This window comes from Candidatus Binataceae bacterium (genome assembly GCA_035500095.1).
In the GTDB taxonomy this organism is placed as follows: domain Bacteria; phylum Desulfobacterota; class Binatia; order Binatales; family Binataceae; genus JAKAVN01.
The window spans coordinates 46,282-56,749 of sequence record DATJXN010000044.1 but is presented as its reverse complement, the minus strand read 5'-3'; the positions used below and the strand labels follow the sequence as shown (position 1 = coordinate 56,749).

The following is a 10,468-nucleotide window of genomic DNA, read 5'->3' as shown; positions in this document are numbered from 1 at the left end:
GCGGCCTCGCGCAGGCGCTCGACAAGGTATCCCCCGAGATGCGCGGCTACAAGAATCAGCTTCCGATCCGGGACGCGCTGCTCGCGTACCTGGACCGCATCAGCGGCTGAGTACCGCGGTCTCTCAACGCGGCGGCGCGGCGGCCGGCGGCGCCATCTCGCCGGATTCATTCGCGCCTGCCGGACGCTCGCCCATCACGCCGGTCAGATAAAGGAACACCGTCCAAAGGCTCCGCGACCACGGGAAGGTCGCGAACAGGCTTAGCATCACCGCGACCGAGATGATCGCGATTTCCGCGATCTGCGCAAGCGCGGTGAAAGCTTCGAGCGCCGCCCATACCGCGATCGCGAGGGCGGTCGCGCAAGCCCAATCGACCACGAACGCGCCGAGCCATTCGCCGCGGTCAACCCAGAAGGCCGCGCCGCACTCGGCGCATCGCGGATTCATCCTGAAATAGGAGGCGAAGATCGCGCCGCGGCCGCATCGCGGACAGCGCCGCGCAAACGCCCGTCGAAGCAGCGTCCATCCCGGCACGCGCGGCTCCACGTCGCCCGCGGCGGCACGTTCCTCCGCCGCCTGCGCGCCGTCTTCGCTCGCCATCGCCAGGGCAAGGATGACGCCGAGCCCCGCCATGATCGCGATGACCACGAGCGCCGCAGCCATCGCGAATATCATCTCGAACCGGCTCATCGCCGGACCCGCCCGCCTGGCATGCCTGCTTCGCCTCGGTCCATATCTTATCGCACGGCGCGGGTGATGCTATCCATGAGCGATGGCTGCGCGGCTTCACCAGTTCTACGCGATCGCTTTCGAAGAAAATCTGACTCTCAGGCAGCTTGCGCCGGTCTTTCCGCAGGCCAAAATCTCCGCGCACGAACTCTATGCGCCGCTCGAGCCCGAAGGCGGCATCTACGCCTTCCCGTTCGGTGCGGTGGTCGCTTACGACATTGCGGCCGAACGGCGCGAGGCCGAACTGACGCGGCTCTTCACGACGGGGCCGAAGCTGACCGCGCAAGTTATCCGCGAAGACTACTCGGTGCTCGAGGACCCGGGCTTTTCCACCGGCATCGTCGAGGGCGTGCTCAGGGTCGATCGGCTGACGCCGGCGCGCGCGGGCATCGTTTCGCTGATCGTGGCGCAGAGCGCGGCGATGGAATACTACGAGCGAATCGTTGACCGGCTTTCCGTCCGCACGGCGAGTTTCGTCGAACAGCTCGAGCGGCGCGGAACGGTGCCGATGCGCACGCGCGGGCTGTATCGCTTCATCGGCGAGGCGATTTCGACCCGCAGCGAGGTGCTGCAGGTGCTGCACCTGCTCGACAAGCCCGAGGCGGCCTGGGAGGACCCCGAGATGGATCGCATCTACGGCGACCTGCGGGCGGAGTTCGACCTGGTGGACCGCTACCGGGCGCTGGAGCTCAAGCTGCGCGCGGTGCAGGAGGCGCTGGAGCTGCTCGCGGAAGTCGCGCAGGACCGGCGCGTGCTCTTGCTCGAGACGATCGTGGTCATCCTGATCCTGATCGAGGTCGTAATGCCGATCATGATCGAGGTCGTGATGCCGCGCTTCGGCCATCGATGATCGCCGTCTGGCATTTTTTCCCTATTTGTGAGAGATGCGACTGTTCGAGAACCGGCGCCCGCTGAGGCGCCGAATCCCAGCGAGGTGCGCTCATGCCGACCGCCACGAAAAATCCGCGATTGCGCTTCGGGCTGTGGGTCGATTTCCGCAACCCGCCGCAATGGCGCCGCCCCTACAAGAAACTCTACGCCGAAACCCTCGATATGGTCGCCTACGGCGAAAGCGTCGGCTACGACGACGTCTGGCTAAGCGAGCATCACTTCGTCGATGACGGCTACTCGCCGGCGCAGATGCCGATCGCGGCAGCGGTCGCGATGAAGACGAAAAAAATCAGGATCGGCACCTCGGTCGTGCTGCTCCCGATGTACGATCCGGTGCGCCTAGCGGAAGACGGCGCCACCGTGGACATCCTGTCCGGCGGCCGTTTCGAGCTCGGCGCCGGGCTGGGCTACCGCGCCGGCGAGTTCGAGGGGCTGGGGCTCAAGTACAAGGAACGCGCGGCACGGATGAACGAGGCGCTCGAGATCATCCGGCGGCTGTGGGATGGCGAGACGCTGACTTTTCACGGCAAGCATTTCCATCTCGAGGGCGCGCGCTGCACGCCCGAGCCGGTGCAGAAGCCGCGGCCGCCGATCTGGGTCGGCGGTTTCGCCGCGGGCGCGACGCGGCGCGCGGCGCGCTATGGCGACGGCTATATCGCGATCAACGAAGTGCGGCCGGCCTACGACAATTACGCGGCCGAGCTGCGCGCGCTGGGCAAAGACCCGGCCAAGGCGCACGTGATCGCGGGGCACGTCTGGCTGGTGGCGGCGAAGGATCCGGACAAGACGTGGACCGAGCTCGCGCCGCACGTGCTCTACCAGATCAACCTCTACGCCAAATGGATGGGCGATTCCGGGCAGGACTTCTTTCCGCGCATGGAAACGGTCGAAGACCTGCGCAAGAGCGGCCTGCTGAACGTGGTCACGCCGGAGCGGGCGGTCGAGATGATCCGCGACTACGCGACGCGCATCCCGATCGAGCGCTACTACACCTGGACGCTGCCGCCGGGCTATCCGCCGAAAAAGATGTACGAGCATCTCGAGCTGTTCGCGAGCAAGGTTATGCCGCATTTTCGCGGCTGAGCGCCTAGGCGGCGCGCCGCGTGCGCCGATGGAGCGCGGCGCGAATGGCGCTCGCGAGTTGTTCGCGCTGGCCGGTGCGCGCGATGCACTTCAGCAGGTTCAGGACCCGCTGCGGGTCGCCGAGGTCGCTCCATTCAAGATCGCTTACCGCGAGCACCGCCAGCGCTTCGGGCGAACGGGCGAGCACGCGCTGCGAAAACTCCATCCGCGGCAGATCGCTATAGAGCGATTCGACCGTCTGCGCCTCGAACATCGTGCCGAGCACGGGCTTGATGCTGTTAAAGGCGGCATGCAATCGGGGCAGCGTTTTCAGAATCAGGCCGAGCAGTGCCGGGACCCTCGCCACCAGGATGAAGCTGTTGCGGTACGCGCCGGCGTTCCAGATCGCGCGCGTGGTCTCGGCCGGCGGCTTCTCCCAGAAGCGGCGCACTTCATACAGGCCCGCGGCGTCGTCGAGTATCGGCGCGCCCAGCTCGAACCATCCGTAGCCCGCCTCGGGCCGCGGCGCCGCCACCCCCAGCGCCACAGTCAAATCCCGGAATTCGGAAACCATCGCGAAGGCGCGCTCGACGCTGCGCATCACGGCGACGTCGTCGCTGAACCAGTGGTCCGAGGGAAAAAGCGCAACGGACGCCGCCGGATCCATTTCGGCCAGGCGGAAAGCAGCGTACGCGATCGCCGCCGCGGTCCCGCGGTTGTCGGGCTGGATCACCAGATTGCCACGGAGATTGCGTCCGGAATCGAGCTCTGAAAGCTCCGCCATCAGCGGCGAAAAAAACCGCTGGTGGACGCGGGTCACGACGGTGAACGTGCGCGCGGGATCGATCGCCAGCGCGACCCGGCGCAGCGTCAGTTGCAGCAGAGTCTCGCGGTCCAGCAGCGGGCAGAACTGCTTGGGGACGTCGTGGCCAAGGCGGCGGGTCAGCCTGCGCAGCCGTTTGCCCTCGCCTCCGGCGAGCACGATCGCCCATCGATTTTGTACCAACGCGTCCAGCGCCTTTCACTCTCGCCCGTGTACCGTCGGGTAAGGCGCTAGCGCCTCGCAGTTACGCTGTGATGAAGGAGTGATTAATTTGTCTTGACGGATCGCCGGGCTCTAGTAGCGGGGCAGCAGCGCAATCGCGCGCGTCAGCAGGTCGCGCGGGCTGAAGGGCTTGGTAACGTAGTCGTCGGCGCCCATAGCCAATCCCAGCGCTTTGTCGGAAGGACTCGACTTCGCGCTCACCACCATGATCGATAGCCGCGCAGTGTCCGCACGCGAGCGCAGTCGCTGGCAAAGCTCGAGACCCGGCATCCCGGGCAGCATCAGGTCCAGCACCACCAGGTCGGGTACGAACGCGCTCAGCTTCTCGAGCGCCTCGACACCATCGCCGGCTTCCACGACTTCGAGGCCGGCCTGCGCGAGAGAGTAACGAATGAGTTCCCGGATATCGGCCTCATCCTCGACCAGCAAGACCCTCGGATGCGCCGCCGCCAGCGCTTCGGCTTTTTCCACCACCACCGCCCCTCCGCCACGTCCGGGAGACCCGGGTCGCAGGAATGTCTTCGAAAACTCATCAGTGAGACAAAGTCCGTGCGCCACCCGAGTACCTCGTCTTTCGATAGCCAAACCCTGTCGCGGACTCGCTGCCTGCCTGACCCAAACATCCGCCGATTATTGGAATATTCCGGCAGTATTAATGAATGATTAATCCTCAATGCGGACGGCAGCTTTCCCGCGCGCGAGATACGCTCTGGCGAGTGCCCGGGCTGTGGGTAACAATTGGCCGAAGGACGCTTCCCGATGCCATCGACCGACTCAAAAACTGCGGCGTTCAATGGCGAGCCGCGCTACGAATTCAGGATTTGGGCGCCGTCGCTCGCCGAGGTGAGAGCGCGGCTGGATCGGCTTTCCCGGCACGAGCCAATCGAGCAAACGCGCGAGACTTATATAGTCTCGGATACGACGTCCGATACCAACGCAAAAATCAGGGCCGGCTTGATGGATATCAAGGTGCTGTTGGGCGCCGAATCAGGACTCGAGCAATGGCACGCGTACCTTAAGGCGGAGTTTCCGATCGATGCGACGCTGATCGCGCAAAAGATCCTCCCCGCCCTGTGCGTCGACGCGCCGGCATTGTCTGGCCGGGTCTTCACTGCCGAAGAATTCATCGAGGCCGTCGTGAAGCCGCATCAGCGTCTCGCCGCGGTAGAACTGATGAAGAACCGGCGCCACTACCCGATGGGCGAGAGCGCGGCGGAATTTGTCGAAATCGAAATCCTCGGCCGCAAGCTGCAGAGCGTGGCCGTCGAGTCGGCCAGCGCGCAAGCCGTCCTCGACGCCGTCGGCAAACTCGGGATCGGCGACCAGGCCAATATCAGCTACGTGCGGCAGATCAAATCGATGCTCGGGCGCGGCTAAACGGGCGTTAATCCAGCGGCGGACGCCGATCGCGCCACGGCTCGGCTTCCTCGAACGCCGCGGCGAGCGCGATGATTTCGAGTTCGCCCGCGGGGCGGCCGGTTATCTGCAGACCGATCGGCAACCCGGATTTGGTGAACCCGTTGGGCAACGAGAAGGCCGGCTGCCCGGTGGCGTTGTAGGGAAAAGTGAACTGGATGAACGGGTAGAGCCACTGCTCGAAATCGTCGGTCGGCATTCCGAGCCGCGGCGCCGCCGTCGGCAGCGTGGGCGCAAGCGTCGCATCGTAAGGTGCGAGCGCCTGCACGATCTCGCGCGAGGTGTTGTGCATCCGCACCACCGCGCCCAGGTAGTCAGCGGCGGAAAGGCGCCGGCCGGCCTCCCACGCGCGGCGCACCACCGGGTCCATCGCATCTGGATCCTTTATCGGGACGGTGCCGATGCCGGCGGTGATCGCGATGCGCGTGTAGTCGGCGAGACGCTTTGCCGGATCGACGTTGACCGGCTCGACGCTATGACCCATCGCGCGAAAAACGCCACACGCGCGATCCAGCGCGGCGCGGACCTCAGGATCGACCGGGCCGAGCGCGCTTTCGGCGATGAGCGCGAGCCGCAAGCGCTTGGGCCGATCCACGGCGGCGCTGGCAAACGATTTGGCGGGCGGCGGCGCCCAGTACGGGTCGCCCACCGCCGGACCGGCCATCACGTCGAGCATCAACGCGACGTCGCGTACCGAGCGCGCGATCGGCCCCTCGGTCGCGAACCCCGCCCATCCCTCGCCCATCACCGGGGCGAAACTTATTCGGCCGCGCGAGGGTTTGAGGCCGACCACGCCGCTGCACGCCGCCGGCACGCGGATCGAGCCGCCGCCGTCGGTCCCCTCGGCCAGCGGGCCAAGTCCGGCCGCGACCTGCGCCGCTGCGCCGCCGCTGGAGCCGCCGGCGCTGAATTCTAGATTCCACGGGTTGCGCGCCGGCGGGCACAGCCCGCCCTCGGTGGTCGGACGGCCGCCGAGTTCGGGCGTGGTGGTTTTGCCGAGCAGAATTCCGCCGGCGTCGCGCAGACGCACCGCAAGCTCGGCGTCGGCGCGGGGGCGAAAGTTTTCAAAGTTCTTCGACCCGAGCGTAGTGCGGATATCGCTGGTCCAGGTCAGGTCCTTGAGCGAATAGGCGACGCCATAAAGCGGCATCGCGGCCGCCGCCGCGGCGCCGGTACGCTCGAGGCGGTCGGCGTCGGCGAGCGCGCGCTCGGCGGCGACCGTCATGTAGGCGCCGAGTTTGTGATTGAGCCGTTCGATTCGGGCGAGGTAAAACTCCGCGACCTCGCGCGGGCGCAGCTCTTTTTTGCGCACCAGTTCGCGCAACTCCCAGGCTTCGATATACGTGTCGAACATTTTTTTCACCAATTTTGCGGGACTGATTTCGCGGGACCGCTTTTGCCAGCGCGGCGCGCCACATGCCCCGCCCGACCGCGCTCGTGCGGCGCAGCATCCGCGACCGGCGAAACCGTCGCGCGCGAGCACCGCTCCTTTCGCCGCGAGCACCGATACCCATCTGTCTGTTAGTGCAATTCGGCGATTTCAACAACACTGGCGCCTCCGCTAGTGTGAGACGCGTTGGAGCCGCCGTGGGCAGCGCCCGGAAGCGGGAAAATTTGCGACGAAAGGCGGGCCGGCGACGTTGACGGCCGGCCAGCGATGCTGAGAACCGTCATCCTATGGATTCACGTGCTGTGCGGCGCGGCATGGGTCGCCGTCAGCCTGAGCTTCGTGCTGGCCGCGGGCGCGTCCACCGAAGACGAGCGCGCAGGCCTGGCCGCGCGCGTCGCGCCCGCGCTCAATCGGCTGAACCTGGCCGCGATCGTGGTCCTGCCGCTCAGCGGAATCGCGAACCTGGCCTACGTCGCGCGCGATCGGCACTACAAGCTGCCGACGGCGTTCGTCGAGGTCCTGGGCGCGAAGGTAGTGCTGCTGGTCGCGATGGCCGCCGCGCTCGCGATCGCATGGGGAACGGCGGCGCGGCTCGGCGCGGCGGGATCCGGCGGCGCCGAGCGGCGGCTCATGCGGATTTATGGCGCGATGGCGGGGCTCGGCGCGGTCGCGCTTATGCTCGGGCTGTGGCTCGCGGGAAGCGCGTGAGGCGAGCGCGCCGCGCGCCCTGGTGAAAAGATGGACGCTCCGGGAAAAGTCAGAATCGGCGAATTCGAGATCGCGATGCTCAGCGACGGGCTTTGGCGCAACGACGGCGGATGCATGTTCGGCGTGGTCCCACGCGAGCTCTGGCAGCGCGAGCATCCGGCCGACGACAACAACCGCATCCGGCTGAATCTCACCTGCCCGCTCATCATGCGCGGCGGCGCCGCCGTGCTGGTCGATACCGGAATCGGTAATCGCCTGAGCACGGTCGAGCGCAAGATTTTCGACCACGGCGAAGGATGGCTCCCGGACGGGCTGCGCGCGCTCGGGATGGAGGCGGGCGACGTGACGCACGTGGTGCTGTCGCATCTGCACTTCGATCACTGCGGCGGAATCGTGCGGCGGCGCGAGTCGGGGGCGCTCGAGGCCGCGTTTCCGCGGGCGCGCGTGATGGTGCAGCGGGGCGAGATGGAAATCGCGCGCGGATCGCGCAATGAACGATTGCGGGCCGCGTACCGACACATAGAAGAATGCCTCGCGCCACTCGGCAACTCGCTCGAGGCGCTGGACGGCGACGTCGAACTGATGCCGGGTCTCCACATCCGCGTAAGCGGCGGCCACACTGCCGATCATCAGATCGTGCAAGTCATCGACACCGGCGGATGCTTCGTTCACTTGGCGGATATCGTACCCACGCGCTCGCACATGAAGGGTCCGTGGAACCAGGCCTACGACCTCGATGCGTTGCGCACGATGGAGGTCAAGGCGGATTACCTGGCGCGCGCGGTTGCGGGCGGATGGTGGGTGTCGTTCGCGCACGACGATCGGGTGCTGGCGGCGCAGGTGCGCAACGATCGCGGGCGGCTTGCGCTCGGCGAATCGATCCCGATGGCGCCGTTTCAGCGCGGCAAGATTGAAGCAAACCGAGATTGAAGCAAGCTCTGAGTGTTTTTGCCGGGAAGCGGGAACTGGGGCGGCTTTCGTCAGCTACAGGATCCAGCTATCGCATAAACGCGTGCGACGGCGGATAATACGTTTGTTGTGGACAACCGGGCCTGCGCGGTGATTTTAATCCGTCATGCGCATTGATCGAGCGGCAGGTTCGGTTATGCTCAAGGTCAATAGGATGTGTGGTTACTCAAGGATCATCCTTTCCGCTTTTTTCACCCCAAAATTTCCATAGGTGTCTGCTCTAACAAGGAGTCTGCTGATGACCGCAGTTAACGATTTCGAGCGCGTGATCAAGCAAGACCGGGCCTCGCGTGAATCGAAGCAGTGGCGTGGAACCCTGCTCGAATACCTGGAGGTCGTGAAGGCCGACCCCACCTTCACCAAGCTATCCCACGCGCGCGTTTATGACCTGATCATCTCCGCCGGGATGCACAACATCCAGGATTCCGACGATCCGCGCACGAAGCGCCTGTACAAGGACGAGCCGGTGAAGGTCTACCACTTCTTCGCCGACGAGTTCTTCGGTATCGAGCGCACCATCGCACAACTCGTGCGTTACTTTCATTCGGCCTCTCTCAAGGGCGAGGAGAGCCGGCAGGTGCTCTACCTGATGGGCCCGGTCGGCTCGGGCAAGAGTTCGCTGGTCGAGCGCGTGCAGCGCGGCCTCGAGCAGGCGAGCTCGGTGTACGCGATCGAGGGTTGTCCGATGCACGAAGAGCCGCTGCATCTGATCCCGCGCCATCTGCGGCGCGAGTTCGAGAAGATGCTCGGGGTGCACATCGAGGGCGATCTGTGTCCCGTTTGCCGCTACCGCCTGAAGGAAGAATTCGGCCAGCGCTACGAGGAATTTCCGATCGAGACGCGTAATTTCTCCAAGCGCAACCGGATCGGAATCGGCGTGGTGCCTCCGGTCGATCCCAACAACCAGGACACCTCCGTGCTGATCGGCTCGGAGGATATCTCCAAGCTCGACCAGTATTCCGAAGGCGACCCACGCGTGCTCGAGCTCAACGGCGCGCTCAACGTCGGCAACCGGGGACTGGTCGAGTTCATCGAGGTGTTCAAGAACGAGACCGAGTACCTGCACGCGATGATCACGGCGACGCAGGAGAAGGTGATTCCGGCGCCAGGCCGCCACGGCATGGTTTACGTCGACACCTGCATCCTCGCCCACTCCAACGAAGCCGAGTGGCAGAAGTTCAAGGCCGACCACACCAACGAAGCGATCCTCGATCGTATCGTGGTGATCAAGGTGCCCTACAACCTGCGCCTGTCCGAGGAAGTGAAGATCTACCAGAAGATCATCCGCAACTCGGATTTCCGCGCCCACGTCGCGCCGCACACGCTCGAGCTGGCCTCGATGTTCGCGATCCTGTCGCGCCTGGAGCCGACCTCGAAGTGCGACCTGATGACCAAGCTGCGCTTGTACAACGGCGAAGAGGTGGTCGAAAAGGGACGGACCAAGAAGATCGACGTGACCGAGCTCAAGGAAGACGCCAAGCGCGAAGGGATGTCGGGAATCTCGACCCGCTTCATCATGAAGGCGCTCGACAACGCGCTCTCCGACAACGTCAGCGGCAACTGCATCAATCCGATCAACGTGCGCGAGGCGCTGATCGGAATGGTCAAGGAGGGCGACCTGCCCGACGACAGCCGCAAGCAGTACCTCGAGTTCCTCCAGGACACGCTGCACAAGGAGTACCTCGACCTGCTCGAGAAGGAGATCACGCGGGCGTTCGTTTACTCCTATCAGGAACAGGCCGAAGCGCTGTTCCAGAACTACCTCGACCACGCCGAGGCCTATGTCAACAAGACCAAGGTGCGCGACCGCAACACCAAGGAAGAGCTGCCGCCAGACGAGGGCTTTCTCAAATCGATCGAGGAGCAGATCGCGATCATCGGCTCGACCGCCGACGGCTTCCGCCAGGAGGTGATCGCCTACCTGTGGTCGAGCTCGCGGCGCGGCGAGAAGGTCAGCTACCGCAGCTACGAGCCGCTCAAGGAAGCGATCGAAAAGAAGCTGATGACCTCGGTGCGCGACATCTCGCGGATCATCACCAAGGCCCGCACGCGCGACGAAGAGCAGGGCGATAAGTACAACGCGATGGTGCGCAATCTGCTCGAGAACGGCTACTGCGAATCGTGCGTGGACGTGGTACTCAAATACGCGGCCAACAATCTGTGGAAAGATTAGAGGTGCGCGCGACGCAAACAGCCAAGCGGCGCGAGGAATCAACGTAAAGCGGGGTCCGGCGTGCGCCGGGCCGCAACATGAGCAG

Annotated in this window: 10 protein-coding genes; 6 read left to right on the top strand and 4 right to left on the bottom strand. The window is 65.0% G+C overall.

Translation table 11 applies throughout. From position 1 onward, the window contains the following. Positions 1-123 precede the first annotated feature (123 nt). Positions 124-690 carry a DUF983 domain-containing protein gene (locus tag VMI09_05255; protein HTQ24083.1) on the bottom strand — a complete coding sequence of 189 codons (567 nt, stop codon included), beginning with the start codon at positions 688-690 and terminating at the stop codon, positions 124-126. 82 nt (positions 691-772) lie between these two features. Here VMI09_05255 and VMI09_05250 point away from each other — a divergent pair, with 82 nt between their 5' ends. Then, complete coding sequence (locus VMI09_05250; GenBank protein HTQ24082.1) at positions 773-1,579, top strand: RMD1 family protein; 807 nt, start codon at positions 773-775, stop codon at positions 1,577-1,579. 92 nt (positions 1,580-1,671) lie between these two features. Beyond that, a complete protein-coding gene (locus tag VMI09_05245) occupies positions 1,672-2,703 on the top strand; it encodes an LLM class flavin-dependent oxidoreductase (GenBank protein HTQ24081.1) in 1,032 nt (343 codons plus the stop codon). A gap of 4 nt (positions 2,704-2,707) precedes the next feature. Here the strand turns inward: VMI09_05245 and VMI09_05240 are convergent, their stop codons facing one another. Together VMI09_05240 and VMI09_05235 are read right to left on the bottom strand one after the other, a co-directional pair. Beyond that, positions 2,708-3,688, bottom strand: a complete 981-nt coding sequence (locus VMI09_05240) for a sugar phosphate nucleotidyltransferase (GenBank protein HTQ24080.1) — start codon at positions 3,686-3,688, stop codon at positions 2,708-2,710. A 111-nt stretch (positions 3,689-3,799) separates the two neighbouring features. Next, complete coding sequence (locus VMI09_05235; protein ID HTQ24079.1) at positions 3,800-4,198, bottom strand: response regulator; 399 nt, start codon at positions 4,196-4,198, stop codon at positions 3,800-3,802. 288 nt (positions 4,199-4,486) lie between these two features. On the opposite strand from VMI09_05235, the gene VMI09_05230 reads away from it, so the two are divergent. Further along, the gene (locus tag VMI09_05230; protein ID HTQ24078.1) at positions 4,487-5,104 is read left to right on the top strand and encodes a hypothetical protein; all 618 of its coding nucleotides are present in this window, start codon (positions 4,487-4,489) and stop codon (positions 5,102-5,104) included. A gap of 7 nt (positions 5,105-5,111) precedes the next feature. Here VMI09_05230 and VMI09_05225 read toward each other — a convergent pair whose 3' ends face one another. Continuing rightward, on the bottom strand, positions 5,112-6,497 hold the full coding sequence (locus tag VMI09_05225) for an amidase (GenBank protein ID HTQ24077.1): 1,386 nt from the start codon (positions 6,495-6,497) through the stop codon (positions 5,112-5,114). Positions 6,498-6,800: 303 nt separating this feature from the next. Here VMI09_05225 and VMI09_05220 point away from each other — a divergent pair, with 303 nt between their 5' ends. From VMI09_05220 to VMI09_05210, 3 genes are all read left to right on the top strand, one after another. Next, a complete protein-coding gene (locus tag VMI09_05220; protein ID HTQ24076.1) occupies positions 6,801-7,241 on the top strand; it encodes a hypothetical protein in 441 nt (146 codons plus the stop codon). A 30-nt stretch (positions 7,242-7,271) separates the two neighbouring features. Further along, positions 7,272-8,171, top strand: a complete 900-nt coding sequence (locus VMI09_05215) for an MBL fold metallo-hydrolase (protein HTQ24075.1) — start codon at positions 7,272-7,274, stop codon at positions 8,169-8,171. 277 nt (positions 8,172-8,448) lie between these two features. Continuing rightward, on the top strand, positions 8,449-10,383 hold the full coding sequence (locus VMI09_05210) for a hypothetical protein (GenBank protein ID HTQ24074.1): 1,935 nt from the start codon (positions 8,449-8,451) through the stop codon (positions 10,381-10,383). Positions 10,384-10,468: the final 85 nt, after the last annotated feature.

What these genes read in the sequence shown, in the direction of transcription:
- VMI09_05255 (HTQ24083.1), bottom strand. Translation starts at nt 690, where the DNA reads ATGAGCCGGTTCGAGATGATATTCGCGATGGCTGCGGCGCTCGTGGTC.
- VMI09_05250 (HTQ24082.1), top strand. Translation starts at nt 773, where the DNA reads ATGGCTGCGCGGCTTCACCAGTTCTACGCGATCGCTTTCGAAGAAAAT.
- VMI09_05245 (HTQ24081.1), top strand. Translation starts at nt 1,672, where the DNA reads ATGCCGACCGCCACGAAAAATCCGCGATTGCGCTTCGGGCTGTGGGTC.
- VMI09_05230 (HTQ24078.1), top strand. Translation starts at nt 4,487, where the DNA reads ATGCCATCGACCGACTCAAAAACTGCGGCGTTCAATGGCGAGCCGCGC.
- VMI09_05225 (HTQ24077.1), bottom strand. Translation starts at nt 6,497, where the DNA reads ATGTTCGACACGTATATCGAAGCCTGGGAGTTGCGCGAACTGGTGCGC.
- VMI09_05220 (HTQ24076.1), top strand. Translation starts at nt 6,801, where the DNA reads ATGCTGAGAACCGTCATCCTATGGATTCACGTGCTGTGCGGCGCGGCA.
- VMI09_05215 (HTQ24075.1), top strand. Translation starts at nt 7,272, where the DNA reads ATGGACGCTCCGGGAAAAGTCAGAATCGGCGAATTCGAGATCGCGATG.
- VMI09_05210 (HTQ24074.1), top strand. Translation starts at nt 8,449, where the DNA reads ATGACCGCAGTTAACGATTTCGAGCGCGTGATCAAGCAAGACCGGGCC.